14 protein-coding genes are annotated in these 18,310 nt (G+C 64.3%); 1 reads left to right on the forward strand and 13 read right to left on the reverse strand.

Annotated elements, in window-relative coordinates:
• Positions 1–194 precede the first annotated feature (194 nt).
• Positions 195–1,391, reverse strand: coding sequence for a hypothetical protein (locus AX708_RS11640; RefSeq protein ID WP_156443407.1), 1,197 nt, complete (start codon positions 1,389–1,391; stop codon positions 195–197).
• Positions 1,392–1,518: 127 nt separating this feature from the next.
• On the opposite strand from AX708_RS11640, the gene AX708_RS11645 reads away from it, so the two are divergent.
• The gene (locus AX708_RS11645; RefSeq protein ID WP_066530002.1) at positions 1,519–2,895 is read left to right on the forward strand and encodes an IS1182 family transposase; all 1,377 of its coding nucleotides are present in this window, start codon (positions 1,519–1,521) and stop codon (positions 2,893–2,895) included.
• 220 nt (positions 2,896–3,115) lie between these two features.
• Here AX708_RS11645 and AX708_RS11650 read toward each other — a convergent pair whose 3' ends face one another.
• The 12 genes from AX708_RS11650 to AX708_RS11705 form a co-directional block, all read right to left on the reverse strand.
• The gene (locus AX708_RS11650; RefSeq protein WP_066529959.1) at positions 3,116–3,736 is read right to left on the reverse strand and encodes a molybdenum cofactor guanylyltransferase; all 621 of its coding nucleotides are present in this window, start codon (positions 3,734–3,736) and stop codon (positions 3,116–3,118) included.
• Positions 3,720–4,556, reverse strand: coding sequence for a uroporphyrinogen-III C-methyltransferase (gene cobA, locus AX708_RS11655; protein ID WP_081095201.1), 837 nt, complete (start codon positions 4,554–4,556; stop codon positions 3,720–3,722). The genes AX708_RS11650 and cobA overlap by 17 nt, the downstream gene beginning before the upstream one ends.
• The gene (locus AX708_RS11660; RefSeq protein WP_066529961.1) at positions 4,553–7,123 is read right to left on the reverse strand and encodes a nitrate reductase; all 2,571 of its coding nucleotides are present in this window, start codon (positions 7,121–7,123) and stop codon (positions 4,553–4,555) included. The genes cobA and AX708_RS11660 overlap by 4 nt, the downstream gene beginning before the upstream one ends.
• Before the next feature lie 11 nt (positions 7,124–7,134).
• Positions 7,135–7,476, reverse strand: a complete 342-nt coding sequence (nirD, locus tag AX708_RS11665) for a nitrite reductase small subunit NirD (protein WP_066529964.1) — start codon at positions 7,474–7,476, stop codon at positions 7,135–7,137.
• Positions 7,473–9,992 carry a nitrite reductase large subunit NirB gene (nirB, locus tag AX708_RS11670; RefSeq protein WP_066529966.1) on the reverse strand — a complete coding sequence of 840 codons (2,520 nt, stop codon included), beginning with the start codon at positions 9,990–9,992 and terminating at the stop codon, positions 7,473–7,475. Before nirB ends, nirD begins: the two co-directional genes overlap by 4 nt.
• Before the next feature lie 36 nt (positions 9,993–10,028).
• Positions 10,029–11,240 carry a hypothetical protein gene (locus AX708_RS11675; RefSeq protein ID WP_066530003.1) on the reverse strand — a complete coding sequence of 404 codons (1,212 nt, stop codon included), beginning with the start codon at positions 11,238–11,240 and terminating at the stop codon, positions 10,029–10,031.
• Positions 11,241–11,401: 161 nt separating this feature from the next.
• Complete coding sequence (locus tag AX708_RS11680; RefSeq protein WP_066529968.1) at positions 11,402–13,087, reverse strand: ABC transporter ATP-binding protein; 1,686 nt, start codon at positions 13,085–13,087, stop codon at positions 11,402–11,404.
• A gap of 10 nt (positions 13,088–13,097) precedes the next feature.
• Positions 13,098–14,162, reverse strand: coding sequence for an ABC transporter permease (locus tag AX708_RS11685; RefSeq protein ID WP_066529970.1), 1,065 nt, complete (start codon positions 14,160–14,162; stop codon positions 13,098–13,100).
• Positions 14,163–14,199: 37 nt separating this feature from the next.
• Entirely contained in the window at positions 14,200–15,639 is a 1,440-nt protein-coding gene (locus tag AX708_RS11690; protein WP_066529972.1) for a CmpA/NrtA family ABC transporter substrate-binding protein, read from the reverse strand.
• Between the two features lie 206 nt (positions 15,640–15,845).
• Positions 15,846–17,054 (reverse strand): ABC transporter substrate-binding protein, encoded by a 1,209-nt coding sequence (locus tag AX708_RS11695; RefSeq protein ID WP_066529973.1) that lies wholly within the window; start codon positions 17,052–17,054, stop codon positions 15,846–15,848.
• The gene (locus tag AX708_RS11700) at positions 17,051–17,632 is read right to left on the reverse strand and encodes an ANTAR domain-containing response regulator (protein WP_066529975.1); all 582 of its coding nucleotides are present in this window, start codon (positions 17,630–17,632) and stop codon (positions 17,051–17,053) included. The genes AX708_RS11695 and AX708_RS11700 overlap by 4 nt, the downstream gene beginning before the upstream one ends.
• 356 nt (positions 17,633–17,988) lie before the next feature.
• A complete protein-coding gene (locus AX708_RS11705) occupies positions 17,989–18,288 on the reverse strand; it encodes a hypothetical protein (protein WP_060977093.1) in 300 nt (99 codons plus the stop codon).
• Positions 18,289–18,310 lie beyond the last annotated feature (22 nt).

An 18,310-nucleotide genomic window follows, 5' to 3' on the forward strand; every position in this document is an offset into this window, starting at 1 on the left:
ACACCTCCACTATGGCACATCGATGCCGTCGGGGGGCGTCCACCCCATCACCCACGAGCCGCCGTGAGCCGGGCTGGTGAGCGATCCCGGAAGCCGCATGGCGGCTTTCACCGGCTGCTGGAAAATTCCCGCCTTTCTGGGATCGACCCCATTCCAGTCTTAGCCAGGCTGACGGTCGAACTTTCGCCTGAGTGTCAAACAACAGGTCTCGTACCGTCCACTCGGGAGAACGAGCGCGGTAGCTGGGCTCGAGCAATAAGCGGCATCGCGTTCAGTGCAAGGTGACGGATGCGCTGCCACATTGCCGCTAAGGTCAATGCGGCTCCTCCAGTGACCATCAGACTTATCGGAAACAGATCAAGACCAAGTAGAGACTGCATTGAACACATTACGAAAATAGTTCCAATCAAAGCCATGGTCAACCGGTCAAAACATATCGCATAGATCGCATAGGAAAGAAAAATGGCGAGCCCGATAACGCTCGCGGCAGGTGAAATCATCGTAAACTGCTCGGGGGACGTGGCTATTGTAGGACCCGGATGAGCAACCATCTCATAAAGCAGAAAGCATTGCCCGGCCATCGTTGCGCCGCCAATGGCGTGAAGCCAGAATGCGACATCTGACCTCGGGGTTTCGCGGTACACATCACTCATGTCGTGCCAGCATGCCAACACCAGCGCGAACAGTGCGAAAAGCGCAGGCCAGACTACGAAAGTCCAGGTTGAGGGTGCACCGACCAGCATGGTTGCAACCTCGCCACCCAGGATGAGGATCAACATCATGAATGTGGCGAACGCGAGTGGCAAGCGATAGACCATCCAGAACGCGCCAGCAGCAAGTGCCGCACCTCCGAAAACGATAACAGAATGCCGCGCTTCGAACGGATGGCCCGCAGCGACGCCAGTGTCTGACGAGGCAACAAATCCGAGCAACGTGTCCGCGATTCCGAATACAGTGCCAGCCAGAAGAACCAAAAGTGGTATGCCTTCGCCGCGTTGCTGGAAGTATGGGGAAACTGAGAATGCGACTGTCGCCACAAGCAAGCCGGCGCGAAACTCGATGACGCTTCGGGCTACTATCATCAGGCTTGTCAGGAGGATCAAAAGCCCCACGGCAGCGAGCACCGACCTTCCGTTGTAGGAATACCGTCTGTGGGATGCGGCGCCTTGGCCCAGTGGACGAGATGCCGCATCGTTCAGACGTGATCTGATGCGCAAGGCTGCGGCATCGGAGATACCGCTACTCTTGAGGGCCGCTTCCAGGTCGTGCTTTTCATAATGTCGGGACACTGCTGGCTCCTGATGCCGCTCAGCCAAGCTATGCCACTCAAGTATAAACTTTTTCTCAACCCAGCTAAACGCCTCAGGCGTCGCAAGCTCAGAATTGCCCACGATCAAATCGGGCTATGTGCTTCCTGCGATGGTGGCAGCTTCCCACCCGATTGTGTTGAAAAACTCGGCCTTGCAACGGCGCTAAAGTATTGATTCTATGTCTCCGCAGGCAGGCGGAGATGTCATGATGATGGGTGAACGGACGGTGGCGCAGGAGGCGCTGTTCTACAGCTTCAACCTGGAGCGGCATGTTCCGGCGGATCACCTGCTGCGCTCGATCGACCGGTTCGTTGATCTGTCGGGCATCCGCGAACATCTGCGCCCCTTCTACAGCTCGACCGGACGGCCCTCGGTTGATCCCGAGTTGATGATCCGGATGCTGATCATCGGCTACTGCATGGGCATCCGGTCCGAGCGGCGGCTGTGTGAAGAGGTGCACGTCAACCTCGCCTATCGTTGGTTCTGCCGCCTTGGGCTGGAAGGCGATGTGCCCGACCACTCGACCTTCTCGAAGAACCGGCACGGGCGCTTCCGTGACAGTGATCTGCTGCGCCAGCTGTTCGAGACGACCGTGGCGCGCTGCATTGCCGAGGGGCTGGTTGGCGGCGAGGGCTTCGCAGTCGATGGCAGCCTCGTGCGCGCCGATGTGAACCGCCAGCATGCCGTCGATAAGGCCGATGGACTGCCCGACCCAGCCACCAGCCATGCTGTTCGCGAGTATCTGGCCGTGCTCGACGATGCCGCCTTCGGTGGGGCCACTCCGGTGCCGCCCAAACAGTTGGCAGTGGCCGATCCGGCCGCGCGCTGGACTGCGGCAAGCCGCGAGCGCGCCTTCTTCGCCTATGCCACCAACTACCTCATCGATCTCCAGAACGCGGTGATCGTCGATGTCGAGGCGACCACCGCCATCCGTCAGGCCGAGGTGACCGCCCAGCGCCGCATGATCGACAGAACACAGGAGCGCTTTGGTCTGTGGCCTGAGCGGCTCGTGGGCGACACCGGTTATGGCGATGCGAAGAACCTGTCATGGCTGGTGGAGGAGCGCGGCATCGAGCCGCACATCCCTGTGGTCGACAAGTCTGCTCGCCGCGACGCTAGCTTCGAGCGCTCAGCCTTCACCTTCGATCATGACGACGACAGCTACATCTGCCCTGAAGGCAAGCGACTGCGCCAGAGCCAGAGGGTCTACAGCAATGCCCGTCAGTCGGTCGATGCCGACGGCATGCTGCGCTACCGCGCCAGCAAGCTCGACTGTGACGCCTGCGCTCTCAAGCCGCGCTGTTGCCCGACCCAGCCAGCACGCAAGATCCTGCGCTCAGTCCACGAGGGCGCCCGGGATCTCGCCCGCGATATCGCCACGACCGATGCGTATCTGGTCTCACGCCGCCAGCGAAAGAAGGTCGAGATGCTGTTCGCGCACCTCAAGCGCATCCTCAGGATGGATCGCCTGCGCCTGCGAGGTCCAAACGGCGCAAGAGACGAGTTCCTCCTCGCCGCCACCGCCCAAAACCTCCGCAAGATGGCCAAGCTGATCCCCATGCCAGCCACCCCAGCCCCCGCATAAGCGGGGCCCAAGCCTCAGTGACACGATCAGGATCGCGCCAGCGCCAGCCTCAGACGCGGGTTTTTCAACACAATCCACCCACGACCGGTCATGCGCCGGACCCATGAGCGATCCCGAAAGCGGCACGGCGGCTTGACCCCGGTCGCGAAAAATTCCTGACCTTCAGCAACCGACCCCATATCGGTCACTAAAGCGCTCGGATGTTGGGGCATGTCTCAGCTTATGGCGGTCCGATTGCGGTTCTGTGCGCGACAGAAGCCTGCTCGGCAGCGCGAAGGTCATCGGGGGTGTTCACATTCAGAAATGGGTCAATCGCATCCGGCGATGCCTGAAATTCTGCGACCCGTGCTTGGCAGCTTTCGGCCCAACCGAACACCGAACGTTTTCCCGAGGCCAAATAGTCATGAAGCGCGCCAAGATCATTGGCGGGCCACAAGGCGTTGACAGGGTGCGGCCGCCCAAGGGACGCGGCAATGGCCGGGGCGCCGGTTCGCAAAAGAGTGGCGACGAAGTCCATTGGCAGATGCGGCTGATCGACGGCCACCGTGACGACCTGATCAAGCCCGACATCTCTCGCCCAAGACATCGCCGCATACACTCCGGCGAGCGGACCTGCTTCGGGCCATTGATCGTCGGCGATGACCTTCAGACCAAATCGCGCGTACTGATCAAGATCGTTGGCGTTGATGATCATCGGCCCGGTCGTCTGAGCGCGGATCCGGTCGATGACATGTTCCAGCAACGGCTTGCCGTGCAGATCGGCGAAAGCCTTGTTGGCCCCGAACCTGCGCGAGGCTCCTCCGGCAAGAATGCAGACACCGACTTCAGAGATCCTGCCCACCCACCGACCCATGCACTTGCAACATGTCCTGTACCTTGGCGGCCAGCGTAGAACCAGATTCCTTGCCTTGGGCGACCGGGTGCACGGCTTGCATGGCCTTGCCGATCAGGATCATCGCCGGGCCATCGCCGAGAACGGTGCGGGCCGCCAGTGGCAACATGGCGAGGTCGGTGGCAAACTGTCGCTCATGAGGCAGGCTGACGTTCTCGATCAGGATGACGGGTGTGTCGGCGGCAAGGCCCGCATCGCGCAAGCCCCTGGCGATATGCGGGGCGGCATCCTTGCCCATATAGACCGCCAGTGTCGCTTCGGGATCGGCGAGCGCCTGCCAATCGAGATCGGGCACCGCGCCGCGCTGGGTGTGGGCAGTGACGAACACCAGCCGCCGGGCGAGCCCGCGCAAGGTTAGCGAGGCTACCAGCGAAGCGGCCGCTGCACTGGCGGTGGTGACACCGGCACAAACCTGAACTGTGACGCCGGCATCGCGGCAGGCTTCGATCTCCTCGGTCGCGCGGCCGAAGATTGACGGATCGCCCCCCTTCAACCGGACGACTCGCTGACCTGACAGGGCGGCCTTCACGACAGAAGCGCAGATCAGCGGCTGCGGGGCCGAATGCCTGCCCGCCCGCTTGCCGACGCTGATGCGTTCGACATCGGGCGGCACCAGTGCCAGCACCGCCTCGCTCACCAAGGCATCGTGGAAGACGATGTCAGCGGCCCTGATCAGACGTTCGGCCTTGCGGGTCAAAAGCTCTGGATCGCCCGGCCCTGCACCCACCAGCCAGACCGATCCTGCCGGAAAATCGGCGTGCATCGTCATTCTGCGGCCTCCTTCAGATCAAGCTGCGCGTCCGCGATCATCCGCGCGATGTGCGGGCGGCATGATCCGCAATTGGTGCCCGCACGAGTGGCATTGCCGATGCAAGCGACGGTCGCAGCGCCGCCCGCCATGGCGGCGGTGATTTCGCCTTCACCGACATCGTGACACACGCAGATGATGGCGCCGCGATCCGGCCCCGCCTCACGCGGGCGACCGGCAAGCATGGCAACAGGGTCTGCCACCGGCGCGCCGAGCTGGGCGGCGATCCATTCGCGCGGCGGCAGCGCTCCCTTGCGGGTGATGAACAGCGCGGCGGTGAGCATCCCGGCATCATCGCACACGGCAAAGCGCCGCATGCCCTTGGCGGCGTAGGCCACTTCGCTGCGGGTGCCTTGGGGGAGGAGGGCATCAGGGTCAGCCTCTTCGATGCCGCCGAGTTCATAGAGCCAGCCATGCTCCACCCGCGAGCGCACCCAGTAGTCGCAATCGGGGGTGGCAAGCGGCGCGCGCTCCACCAGGAAGCCGCGCCAGGCGAGGTCAGCGCGCGCGATGCGAGCCGGTGTATCCTTGAAGCCGGGCTGGCCCGAGAGCGGATCAGTGTCGGCGCTGGCGAGCCTGCCGGTGCGTCCGGTGTGCGGTGCGGCGGTCAGGTCGGTCCAGTGCATCGGCACAAACAGCCCGCCGCGCCCCTGCCCTGCGCTCAACGTGGCACGGTAGAGGCTGGTGCCCGCCGGGGTCGTGACCTTGCACAGATCGCCCTCGGCAATCCCGGCAGCGGCGGCATCGGCAGGGTTGATTTCGACCAGCGGCTCACGCCGGTGATGGGCGAGCTTCGCGCTGAGTCCGGTGCGGGTCATGGTGTGCCACTGATCGCGATACCGCCCGGTGTTGAGGCGGAGAGGAAAGGCGGCATCAGGCACGCGCGGCGCGGGCGGGGTGAGGGCGATCAGCCGGGGCTTGCCGGTGGGCGTCGGGTAGCCATCGGCCAGGGGATGCGCGCCGCCCCAGCGCAAGGGCTGCATGGCCTCATAGGCGGCGTCAGAGAGATCGGCCTGCGCGCTCAGATCAAGCTTGCGCCCGCGCGCGGCGGCGAGGGCGGTCATGGCGGCATATTCGCGGAACACGCTGGCTGCGTTCGGGTAATCGAAGGCCGCGCCGTGGCCCATCGCAGCGGCGACATCGGCGATGATCCGCCAGTCGGCGCGCGCTTCACCCGGCGCTTCGAACAATGCGCGCTGGCGGCTGATCACGCGTTCCGAATTGGTGACGGTGCCATCCTTCTCCCCCCAGCCCAGCGCGGGCAGGCGGATATGCGCGAAGCGCGCGGTGTCGGTATCCTCCAGCACATCGGAGACCACCACCGTCTCGCAACCGGCAAGCGCCTCGCGAACCCGGCCCGCATCGGGCATGGACACCGCCGGGTTGGTGGCCATGATCCAGATGAATTTGACCTCGCCCCGGTGCACGGCCTCGAACAGATCAACCGCCTTGAGGCCGGGCCCCTTGGCGAGCCGGTCAGTCTGCCAGAAAGCGCTGACCGCCGCGCGCTCCTCATCCGAAAAGCCCAGATGGCAGGCGAGCATATTGGCCAGCCCCCCGACCTCGCGCCCGCCCATGGCATTGGGCTGGCCGGTGATGCTGAACGGCCCCGCGCCGGGCCGGTTGATGTGCCCGGTGGCAAGGTGGAGGTTGATGATCGCATTGCCCTTGTCAGTCCCGCTGCGCGATTGGTTCGCGCCCTGGCTGAACAGGGTGATCATGCGATCAGAGGCAGCGACCATCGCCAGCAGATCGGCAATCAGCTGCGGGTCGATCCCGTGCTCGGCCGAGCGGTTGTCCCAGAAGCCATCGGGCACCTCGCAGCGCGCCTCCACGCCAGCGCGATCAACCGCAAGGCTGGCGAGCAGCGCATCGAACAGCGCGACATCGCCATCGGGGGCGATCGGGATGTGGAGATCGGCGCGCTCGGCGGTTTCGGTGCGGCGCGGGTCGATCACCACCAACCGGGTGCCATGCGCCTCACGCGCGCGCTCGATCCGCTGCCAGATGACCGGGTGGCACCATGCGGTGTTGGAGCCCACCAGCAGGATCAGATCGGCAGCATCGAGATCGTCATAGGTGCAGGGCACCACATCCTCGCCGAAGGCGCGGCTGTGCGCGGCCACCGCGCTCGCCATGCAAAGGCGCGAATTGGTGTCGATATTCCCCGAACCGATGAAGCCCTTCATCAGCTTGTTGGCGACGTAGTAATCCTCGGTCAAAAGCTGGCCCGAGACATAGAAGGCAACGCTGTCCGGCCCATGTTCGGCAATGCAGGCCTTGAGGCGCGCTGCGACTTCGGCAGTGGCATGGTCCCAGCTGACGCGCTGGTTGCCGATCATTGGGTGGAGCAGCCGCCCCTCCAGCGCGACTGTCTCGCCCAGATGCGTGCCCTTGGAACATAGAGCACCGCGATTGGCGGGGTGGTCGGTATCGCCCCGGATGGTCACGGCGCGCGGGCCGGTCACCTCGGCCGCGATCCCGCAGCCGACGCCGCAATAGGCACAGGTGGTCTTGATCGGAGCCACCGCCTTGCCCCTCAGGCCCCGGCCCGCGCCATGATCGCCGCCCGGTCGAGCCAGATCATCCCGTCTTCGACCTTGAGCGGGATGGTCGGCGTGCAGCCTTTGTCCCCGCCCAATGCCTCGCCCGATTGCAGCGAAATGCGCCAGTTGTGCAGCGGGCACGAGACGCTGTCGCCGTGGACGATGCCTTGCGACAGCGGGCCGCCCTTGTGCGGGCACTTGTTGACCAGCGCATAGAACGCCCCGCCGATGGTGTGGAAGATCGCGATTTCCTCCGCGCCCTCGACCGGCACGGTTCCCGCCATGCCCGGCTCAATCGCACCAACCGCGCACACGCTCACCCAGTCCGCGCTCATTCCGCCGGCTCCATCGCCTTAAGGATGCCGTCAGCGGGCGGCCCGGCGGTGATCCGCCCGACATGGCTGTGCAGGTCCGCCCTGTCGCCAGCCGCGCGCTGCGCCCAGGGGTCGTCCTGCATGAACTGCTGCGAATAGTGGAACCGCGCAGCGAGCGCCTTCACTGCCCCCGGATCATCGTAAAGCTGCGCCTTGATCCATTCGAGACCCTTGCGCTCCAACCACGGCGCGGTGCGTTCCAGATACCAGGCATCCTCGCGGTAAAGCTGGACGAAGGCGGCACAGTGTTCGAGCGCTTCTTCCTCCGTCGCGACCCGGGTGAGCAGATCGGTGGCGCGCACCTTGATCCCGCCATTGCCGCCGATGTGGAGTTCATAGCCGCTGTCGACGCAGACCACGCCGAAATCCTTGATCGTCGCCTCGGCGCAATTCCTCGGGCAGCCGCTCACTGCCATCTTGAACTTGTGCGGCATCCAGCTGCCCCAGCTCATCTGTTCGAGCTTGACCCCGAGCCCGGTCGAATCCTGCGTGCCGAACCGGCACCATTCGCTGCCGACGCAGGTCTTCACCGTGCGCAGGCTCTTGCCATAGGCGTGGCCCGAGACCATCCCGGCGGCGTTCAGGTCAGCCCAGACGGCGGGCAGATCTTCCTTTTTGATCCCGAAAATGTCGAGCCGCTGGCCGCCCGTGACCTTGACCATGCGCGCGTCGTATTTCTCGACCACGTCGGCAATCGCGCGCAGCTCGCGCGGATTGGTGATCCCGCCCCACATGCGCGGGACGACCGAATAGGTGCCATCCTTCTGGATGTTGGCGTGCATCCGCTCGTTGACGAAGCGGCTTTTCTGATCGTCGACATATTCGCCGGGCCACGCGCACAGCAGGTAGTAATTGAGCGCTGGGCGGCACTTGGAGCAGCCATCCGGGGTCGACCAGTGGAGTTCCTGCATGACCTGCGGGATCGACCGGAATCCGCGCTCCACGATCGCGGGGCGCACGTCATCGTGGCCGAAGCTGGTGCAGCCGCACAGCTTCTTGGCGCTTTCCTCGACCCCGTCGCCCAGCGTCAGCGCGAGCAGGCGTTCGACGAGGTCCGTGCACGATCCGCAGCTGGCTGACGCCTTGCACCCGGCGCGCACCGCATCGAGGCTCGCCGCGCCGCCGGTGATGCAGGCGACCACCTTGCCCTTGGACACGCCGTTGCAGCCGCAGATTTCTGCGTCGTCCGAAAGTGCTGCAACGGCGGCGTTAGGGTCCGCGAGCGCGCCCCCGGCGGCGAAGGCCTGCCCGAAGATCAGCGCCTCGCGGATGTCGGAGACGTCCTGCTGCTGCCGGAGCAGATCGAAATACCAGTTGCCGTCCTGCGTATCGCCATACAGCACCGCGCCGACGACGCGGTCGTCCTTCACCACCACGCGCTTGTAAATCCCACGCGCTGCATCGCGCAGGACAATGTCCTCGCATCCCTCGCCACCGCTGAAGTCGCCGGCGGAGAAGACATCGACGCCCGAGACCTTGAGCTTGGTCGAGGTGACCGAGCCTTCATAGCCCTTGGGGCTGGCGGCCAGCCCTGCGGCGAGCGCGCGGCACATCTCCCAGATCGGCGCGACAAGGCCGTAGCACGCCCCGCGATGCTGCACGCATTCGCCCACGGCAAGGATCGCCGGATCGCTGGTGACCATGTCGTCATCGACGATGATCCCGCGCTCGACCGCCAGCCCGCTGGCCTTGGCGAGAGTGCCGTTGGGCCGGATGCCGACCGCCATGACCACCAGATCGGCGGGGATTTCGGTGCCGTCCTTCAATCGGACGCCGCCCACGCGCCCGTCCTGTTCGATGATTTCGGCGGTGTCCGCACCGGTCAGGATCGTCATCCCCCGGCCTTCCAGCTCGGACTTGAGGAGATAGCCCGCCGCCTCGTCGAGCTGGCGTTCCATCAGGGTGGGCATCAGGTGAACGACCGTCACTGCCATGCCGCGCAAGCTGAGACCGTGCGCCGCTTCGAGCCCGAGCAATCCGCCGCCGATCACCACCGCCCTGCTGCTGGTCTCGGCCGCGGCGAGCATCGTCTCGACATCGTCAAGATCGCGGAAGGTGACGACGCCGGGCAGATCCTTGCCCGGCACCGGGATCACAAACGGATCAGACCCCGTGGCGATCAGCAGCCGATCATAGCTTTCGATCCGCCCGCCGCGCGAGACCACCTGCTGTGCGGCGCGATCAATATGCACCACCGGATCGCCGCTGACGAGAGTGATGCCATTGTCGGCATACCATTCGGCGGTGTTGATCACGATCTCATCGAAGCTCTTCTCTCCCGCCAGCACGGGGGAGAGCATGATGCGATTGTAATTGACCCTTGGCTCTGCCCCGAAGATCGTGATCGCCCAGCGGTCCGGTTCGAGCGCGAGGATTTCCTCCACCGCGCGGCACCCGGCCATGCCGTTGCCGATCACGACAAGCCGTTCCTTGGCGTCAGCGTGGCGGGGTGCCGGGATGCTGGTTTGCAGGTTCACTTGGGTTCTCCGTTGATGCGGGGCAGAGCGCCGGGCTCAGAAGCTGACTTCGGCCTGGAGGGTGAAGCGGGTGGTGTCGGGGCCGAAGCCTTGGGTCTGGTAGTTGCCGTATTTCGCCAGCAGGCCGACATCGCCGATCTTGAAGCTCACCACACCGTCGACTTCGGTGCCGTAATCCAGCCCGCCGAAGTCGCTGTCGAATTCGTGATAGGTCGCCTCTACGGTCAAGCCGCTGGGCAAGCCCTTGATCGCGAACTTCTTCGAAAGGCGGACGTTGCTGTCGCGCACGCCACCCGCCGGGGTGATGAGGAACAGGTCGGCATAGCCTTGGAAGGCGTGGGCCGTGGCGAGCGGGGTCTGGAACGCGGCGCGCCCGCCATCGCTGCCCAGCTCTTCATACTGGGCGCGCAAGGTGAAGCCCGCGTAGGCCACGCTGCCTTCGGCGAGGAAGTAATCCGCGCTGAAATTGACCGGGTTACGCCCGGTATCGCGCTCGTTGGCGTAGCCGCCCTTCAGGCCGATCTTGGCCTTGCCGGCCGGGATCGTCGCGGTGACGGTCGCGCCATAGGTCTGGCTCGAAAAGGCAAGGCGGGTGTCGTAATCATACTCGTAGCGGAAGGCGACGATGCGCACCGGATCGAACACGGCGGCGACCTTGGTTAACAGGAAATCGCCTTCGAATTCCTGGTTCGGGCTCTTCGATCCGAAGATCGTGCGCTGGCTGATGGCATAGGTCTGGTCGATCTCGACCGGGCCGAGCTTGCCGATCGCGCGCACTGCATCGAAGGTCTGCTCGTTCTGCCGCCAGATGACGTTGCCGATGAAGCGCGCGTTCTCGTGGATGATCCGCTGGCGGCCCACGGTGGCGGAGAAATCCTTGGCGGCATAGCCGATGCTGAGCCGGTTGAGCTCGGTCGTGTCGGGATCGGCGATGACGGGGAAGGGCTCCACCCCGTTGCCGGGGATGGTGTCGTTGAAATCATCCTCCAGTGCGCGGGTGAACTCGCCCTCGGCAATCAGCGAGAAGCCTTTTGCCTTCAGCTCCGCCCCCAGGCGGGTGTGGACCGTGATCGAGGTGGCGGTGTCCGGGAAGTTCGACTGGTCATTGGTTTCCAGCCGCAGCCGCGCATCGACAATCGGGTCCAGAGTAACATCCTCGCCGATCTTCTGCGGGGCAAGTGGCCCGGCCAGCGCGGGCGTGGAAGTGACGGCAAGGACAGCGGCACAGGCGAGAAATTTCGAACGCATCAAGACCCCCTTTGCGCCGCCGTTGAGCGGTCGCATCGTGCTAACGGGAAGCCGAGCATCGTTGCCCGAACAGTGGTGACCCATGCGGGCCGCCGGAGAGGCGTGGCTGACAGAGCGCGGCGCCATTGCCGCAACTCACCACGTGGAAGCGGTGGGCCCGGTCAGGCAGCTTTGGTCGCCGGGCCGTGGTCATATTCGGCAAGGAAATGCAGCACCTCCTGCCGGTATTGGTAGAACTGCGGGTGTTCGAGCAGCTCCTTGCGATTGCGCGGGCGAGGCAGGTCGACCGTCAGGATCTTGCCGATCGTGGCGCGCGGCCCGTTGGTCATCATCACCACCCGGTCAGCCAGCAGAATCGCCTCGTCCACGTCATGGGTCACCATGATCGCGGTCACCTTGGTGCGGTTCCAGGTTTCGACCAGCACGTCCTGCAAATCCCAGCGCGTAAGGCTGTCGAGCATCCCGAAGGGCTCATCAAGCAGCAGCAGCCGCGGTGAAAGCGCGAAGGCGCGCGCGATGCCAACCCGCTGGCGCATCCCGTTCGACATTTCGGCGGCCATCTTGTCCGTGGCATCGCCAAGGCCGACCCGGTCGAGATAGTAATCGATGATGTCGGCCCGCTCGGCCTTGGCGGCGTGGGGGTAAACCCGCTCCACCCCCAGCGCGACATTCTCGCGCGCGGTCAGCCAGGGCATCAGGCTGGGGGCCTGGAACACCACCGCCTTGTCGGGCCCTGCGGCGGTGATCTCGCGGTTGTCGAGCACGATCCCGCCGCCGCTGATCGCATTGAGGCCTGCCGCCATCGACAGCACAGTCGATTTGCCGCAGCCCGAATGGCCGATCAGCGAGATGAACTCGCCCCGGTCCATCAGCAGGTTGAAATCCTCGACCACCTTCAGCGGGCCCTTGGGGGTGGGGTAGACCTTGTCGAGCCGGAAAAACTCCAGATAGCGCTTGTCGACCGCACTGCGGGCCGCATCGCGATAGGCCTGCGGCGGGGGCGCAAGGTCGAGCGGGGTGACATTGGGCAGGGCAACCGTGCTTTCGCCCACGCTGCCGCTCTGCTCATTCAGCGCGCCGAGATAGTCGACGATCTCCTTGCGCAGCCGCTGGTAGGTGGCATCGGCGTTGACCCCTTCGCGGTCGCGCGGGCGCGCCACATCGACTTGCCAGATCTGACCGATCCGCGCGGCCGGTGCCGGAGTCAGCACCGCCACCCTGTCTGCCAGCAACAAGGCCTCGTCCACATCATTGGTGACAAGCAGGATGGTGCGGCCCTCCTCCTTGCGAATACGCTCGATCTCGTCCTGCAGTTTTGCGCGGGTGAGCGCGTCGAGCGCCGAGAGCGGCTCGTCCAGCAGCAGGATTTCGGGCTCCATCGCCAGTGCGCGCGCCACCGCGACCCGTTGACGCATCCCGCCCGAAAGCTGCGCGGGCTTGCGGTCCATTGCGTGGCCGAGCCCGACCAGCTCGACCTTCTGGCGCACCAGCGCGCGGCGTTCGGCCTTGCTGCGGGTCTTGTGGACCGCATCGACCGCGAGTGTCACGTTGCCTTCGACCGTAAGCCAAGGGAACAGCGAATAGGACTGGAAGACGAGGCCCCGTTCCCGGTCAGGCCCGTCAATCGGCTTGCCCCGCAAGGTCATGGTGCCGCCGTCCGGCTCCACCAGCCCGGCGAGCGCGCTGATCAGCGTGGTCTTGCCTGCCCCGGAAAAGCCGAGGATCGCCACGAACTCGCCCTCGGCCACATCAAGGTCGATGCCGCCCAGCACCTCGGTGACACCGCCGGTCTTGCCGACATAGGACTTGGTAAGGCCGCGCAGGGAAAGGAATGGAGTGTCGCTCATGCCCGCCTCCTCAGACCGTGCGGTTCTTGGAGACGAGGCCTTGCAGCGCCATCATCACCCGGTCGAGCAGGAAGCCGATCAGCCCGATCACGATCACCGCGAACATGATCCGCGCGAGGCTCTGCGAAGAACCGTTCTGGAACTCGTCCCACACGAACTTGCCAAGGCCCGGGTTCTGCGCGAGCATTTCCGCCGCGATCAGCACCATCCAGCCCACGCCCAGCGACAGGCGCATACCGGTGAAGATATAGGGCAGCGATGCCGGCAGAACGAGCTTGGTCAGCTTGTCGAACCAGCCCAGCCGCAGCACCTTGCCGACATTGAGCAGGTCCTTGTCGATCGAACTGGTGCCGACCGCCGTGTTGATCAGTGTCGGCCACAGCGAACACAGCATCACCACCAGCGCCGAGATCACAAACGCCTTGGGCAGCAGCGGATCGGCGCTGGTGATCATCGCCGAAATCACCATCGTGACAATCGGCAGCCAGGCGAGCGGGCTGACCGGTTTCATGATCTGCACCAGCGGGTTGATCGCCGCGTTGAACCGCTTGCTCAGCCCCGCCATCAACCCGATCGGCACCGCCAGCAGCGTTGCCAGCGCAAAGCCAAGGGCAACGGTCTTCAGCGAGGTCAGGATCTGGTCGAGGAAGGTCGGCGATCCCGAATATTCGAAATCGCTGATCGCCGCGACATTGCCCGATGCTCTTGCTGCGGCATTGCTGGCTTCCTGCTGGGCATAGAAGGCCGCTTCGGCATCGTTGGCTGCGGCATATTCGCCGTAGAGGCCCGCGCCTGCCTTGGCGACCTCGAACGGCCCGGGAAGCGTGCCGAGCGAGGTATCGACCTGCGGAGCGAGCAGCGCCCATGCGCCGAGGAACGCCAGAATCCCGATCACCGGCCACAGCAGGGCAAGTGCCTGCTCCTTGACCTTGGCCGCAAGCGGGTTGCCAGCGGGTGCCTTTTCCGCAGGCATTCCGGCAGCTTCGTCATCGGTCGGAGCGGTCATTGATGCCGCGCCGGTCTTGTCCGCGGGTTCTGAGGCATCGGACAGGGGTTGTGCATATGCGGTGGCCATGATGGGGATCCTCGAGAGGGAAGGATGTCGGGCAAAATCAGCCGCCGGTGACACCGGCTGCGGTGACCTTCTGGCCCTGCTTCAGGCCGATCGGGAACTTGGCGAGATAGGCATTGGGCTTGGAGCCATCGAAGGTGACGCCATCAATGAAGCCGCCCTGTTCGCCGCGAAAGCCGTTGGTTTCGGGGACGCTGTCCGCAGGGATCTTGCCATCGGCCACCAGTTTCTTGGCAGCGGCAAGGTAAAGGTCAGGGCGATAGACCGCCTTGGCGGTATCGAAATACCACTGGTCGTCCTTGTCGCTGGCGATCTGCCCCCAGCGGCGCATCTGAGTGAGATACCAGACCGCGTCCGAATAGAACGGGTAGCCCGCATACTTGTCGAAGAAGATGTTGAAGCCCTTGGCTTCGCGGGTATCGCCCGGCGCGAAGGTGAATACCCCGGTCATCGATGCCGCGATCACCGCTGCATCGGCGCCCACGTAGTTCGGGCGGCTGAGGATTTCGACCGCTTCCTTGCGGTTCTTGCCCCCGTCAGCATCAAGCCAAGCTTGCGCCTTGATGATCGCGCGCAACAGCGCAGCAGTGGTCGCGGGGTTCTTTTCGGCAAAGTCCTTGCGCAGACCCAGCACCTTCTCCGGGTTGTTGTTCCAGATTTCGTTATCGGTGATAATCGGCACGCCGATCTTCTTGGCGACCGCCGCCTGGTTCCACGGCTCGCCCACGCTGTAACCCTCGATCGTGCCCGCTTCGAGGGTTGCTGGCATCTGCGGCGGCGGGGTGACCGACAGCTTGACGTCCGCCCCGACCACGCCCTGCACATCACCTTCGGTGTAGTAGCCGGGGTTGAGGCCCCCGGCGGCGAGCCAGTAGCGGATTTCGTAATTGTGGGTGCTGACCGGGAAGACCATGCCCATGTTGAAGGGCTTGCCCTCGGCCTTAAACTTGGCGACGACCGGCTTGAGCACGCTGGCCGGGATCGGGTGGGTGGGCTTGCCGCCCGCATCCTTGGGCAGGCCCGGTTCGATCATGCCCCAGACCTTGTTCGACACCGTGATGGCATTGCCGTTGAGATCGAGGCTGAGCGGCGCGATCAGATCGGCCTTGGTCCCGTAACCAATGGTCGCGGCAATCGGCTGCCCGGCGAGCATGTGCGCCCCGTCCAACTGTCCCGCGATCACCCCATCGAGCAGCACCTTCCAGTTCGCCTGCGGCTCAAGCGTGACGTTGAGGCCTTCCTCGGCAAAGAAGCCTTTCTCCTTGGCGATGGCGAGCGGCGCCATGTCGGTGAGCTTGATGAAGCCGAGCTTGAGGTTGGGCTTCTCGATTGCGCCATCGACCGTTGCGGCCACGACATTCTCGCCCGAACCATCCGCCGATGCCCCGCATCCGGCGAGCGCCACACTGGCTAGGACCGCAGCGATCAGCCCGCGCCGGTCGAATGAGAAGTGCCCCTTGATGTGCCGGGTGGGTGTCATTGTCATTGGTCCTTTCGCCCCGAAATCGAACGCAAAAAAGCCGCCTCGTCGCATCCCCGGACAGGGACAAAACGGGCGGCGTCGTTGCCACAAATTTTTCGCATCACGCGAGGGAGAGTACGATTCCTACGTCGGAGCCGTGTCTCGCGTACGAATCGAATAACCCAAGTTGATGGAAATCGCAAACCCCCTTTTGCGCCGCAGCATCATTTTTGCGATGCAATATATTCCGGGAGGCGGTCGGGATCGAAACTGATGCCGTCGAAAAAGGTGTTGTTTTCCATAAGCATCGTGCCCGCGTGGGTGTGGGCTTCGAGCGCCTGCGACAGGCTCCCTTCGACCTTCGAGCTCGACGTCGGCAATTGTCCCGGCATGTCGCGCAGAGCGCTGCGATAAACATCCGGGCGGAACACCCGCGCGGCGGCGTTCGCCTGCCCGGCATCATATTCCAGCCCGTCCCAGCGCACCAGCTGGCTGTAGAGCCATTCCGATTGGCTGACCCATGGGAAATTCGCTGCTTCCCGGTGCTGGAACATGAAATCGGGATAGTGCCGCGCCGCCTCGCCCTGCTTAAGCACAAGCCGATCGGAGATCGCGCGAAGCAGCAGCGTGGCGGAGGCATCGCAATATTCTGGCCGGGCGAGGATCGCGGCATTGGTTTCCCAGTTGGCCGGATCGACAAAATGCTCGCCCGCCCGGTGCATGGCGCGGATCAGCCCTTCGACCGACGGGCGGATTTCCTCCAGCCGCTCGGTCCGCAGCGCCAGCACCTTCTCCACCCCGCGCCGCCAGATTTGCGCCGTGGCGAGCACGATTTGCCCCACGCCCTTGTCCACTGCGATCGAATTCCACGGCTCGCCCACGCACGACCCATCGATCTCGCCCGCCGCCAGCGCGTCGGCGCTGAAGGGCGGGGCGACGGTGACGATCTCGATATCGACATCGGGCCGGATGCCGCATCCGGCCAGCCAATACCGCAGCATGTAATTGTGGCTGGAATAGCGATGGACGACCCCGAAGCGCAGCCGCTCCCCCGCATCGCGCCGCCGGGCCGCAAGCGCCCTCAGCCGCCCACCAAGTTCGGTGGGATCGGACAGCGTGCCATCGCACCCAAGTTCCTGCGCAAGCCGGTTCGAGACCGTAATGGCATTGCCATTGAGCCCCAGCACAAACGGCGCGGCAATGCTTTGCGCCGGCCGGCCGCGGCCCAGCGTCGTGGCGATCGCCAAAGGAGCCAGCATGTGCGCCGCATCGCTGTGCCCGTAGAGCAGCCGGTCCAACACCGTCGCCCACGAAACATCGCGCACGAAGCTCAGCTCAAGGCCCTCTTCTGCGGCAAAGCCATGTTCCTGCGCCAGGATCGGTAGGCACGCATCGATCAGCGGCAGAAACCCGATTGTCAGCCGCTCGGTCATTGCCCGTCTCCCATCAGCTCATGCGCGGTCACGACGGCTTCAGCGATGTCGATGATGCGCCGGTTGGTCGACATCGCCTTCTTGCGCAGTTCGGCATAGGCCGCCGGCTCACCGATGTTCCTGGTTTTCATCAGGATGCGCTTCGCCTTGTCGATCGTATCGCGCTCGGCGAGCTTGCCTTGCGCTTCGGCCAATTCATGCTGAAGCCGCGCGAAGGCATGAAACCGCTGGATCGTCATCTTGAGCAGGGGCGCGATCCGGTGGGCCGACAGCCCGTCCACCACATAGGTCGATACGCCTGCGTCGATCGAAGCGGCAATCTGGTCGTCATCGCTGCGATCGACGAACATGGCGATCGGATGATCGAGCGCACGGCTGACGGCGAAGTATTCCTCAAGCACATCGCGAGAGGGGTTCCCGAGATCCATGAAGATGACATCGGGTGCGATCTCAGCGATGCGTGCGACCAGCCCGGTGCGCGAGGTGAGGGTGAAGATCTCGCATCCCTCGAGCGCGGACAGCCCTTCCTCGATAATCGAGGCCCGGGGGGCGCTTTCATCGACAATCGCAATCCGCATGGCGCTTGTGTGCAATGCAGCATGGAGTGATGGCAAGCCTTTAGTGCGGTAGAGGATTGCCTTGCCGCCTTTGGCGATCTTGCGGCCTGCCCCGATGCAACCGAGGCAGGCCTACAGGGCCGCAAATCCTTGCCCCCGGTTTCCGATACGCTTCCCCAGGATTTGGCGGATGCAAAGCTGCCATTCCGAATTCCACCCACACCCGGTCATTCAGGACGACAGGCAGCATGCCCGAAAGCTGCCGTAGACTATCGCTTCCGGCGCAATCTGCCCGCGACACCCTAGCAATGCGGCCTGCCTCTGACCGGCCCATGCTTTCACAAAAATTCGGTCAGCGCCCGCCTGGCGAAGCGCGTTCATGCCGCCAGCAGTAGCTCGATCCGCTCGACTTCCCGCGCGAACTCGAAGCGCAACTGGTCCCGCTCGTCCTCGGGCAACCAATTGGCCATCTGCGGGAAAACCACCTTGTGGTATTTGAACGTCTGCCTGTCCCACGGACATTCGGCCTGTGCGCTACGAGCCTCGGCCAGTATGTCGTGCAACTCACGGCGGACCTCATCGCGATCCGGCTCATACGACGGCGCAGGCACATCGTCGCCGAGGTCGAAGCCCAATTGGGCCGAGCCATCGAACAGATTGCCAGAATCTTCCGCCATTTACTTGTCCAAAGCCGTTGCG

The organism is Erythrobacter sp. CCH5-A1 (assembly GCF_001557115.1).
In the GTDB taxonomy this organism is placed as follows: Bacteria; Pseudomonadota; Alphaproteobacteria; order Sphingomonadales; family Sphingomonadaceae; genus Erythrobacter.

Bases quoted from the DNA above. Each gene is read 5' to 3' on its own strand.
- AX708_RS11690 (WP_066529972.1), bottom strand. From the start codon at position 15,639: ATGACACCCACCCGGCACATCAAGGGGCACTTCTCATTCGACCGGCGC.
- AX708_RS11645 (WP_066530002.1), top strand. From the start codon at position 1,519: ATGATGGGTGAACGGACGGTGGCGCAGGAGGCGCTGTTCTACAGCTTC.
- AX708_RS11680 (WP_066529968.1), bottom strand. From the start codon at position 13,087: ATGAGCGACACTCCATTCCTTTCCCTGCGCGGCCTTACCAAGTCCTAT.
- AX708_RS11695 (WP_066529973.1), bottom strand. From the start codon at position 17,054: ATGACCGAGCGGCTGACAATCGGGTTTCTGCCGCTGATCGATGCGTGC.
- AX708_RS11700 (WP_066529975.1), bottom strand. From the start codon at position 17,632: ATGCGGATTGCGATTGTCGATGAAAGCGCCCCCCGGGCCTCGATTATC.
- AX708_RS11675 (WP_066530003.1), bottom strand. From the start codon at position 11,240: ATGCGTTCGAAATTTCTCGCCTGTGCCGCTGTCCTTGCCGTCACTTCC.
- AX708_RS11685 (WP_066529970.1), bottom strand. From the start codon at position 14,162: ATGGCCACCGCATATGCACAACCCCTGTCCGATGCCTCAGAACCCGCG.
- cobA (WP_081095201.1), bottom strand. From the start codon at position 4,556: ATGACGATGCACGCCGATTTTCCGGCAGGATCGGTCTGGCTGGTGGGT.
- AX708_RS11705 (WP_060977093.1), bottom strand. From the start codon at position 18,288: ATGGCGGAAGATTCTGGCAATCTGTTCGATGGCTCGGCCCAATTGGGC.
- nirD (WP_066529964.1), bottom strand. From the start codon at position 7,476: ATGAGCGCGGACTGGGTGAGCGTGTGCGCGGTTGGTGCGATTGAGCCG.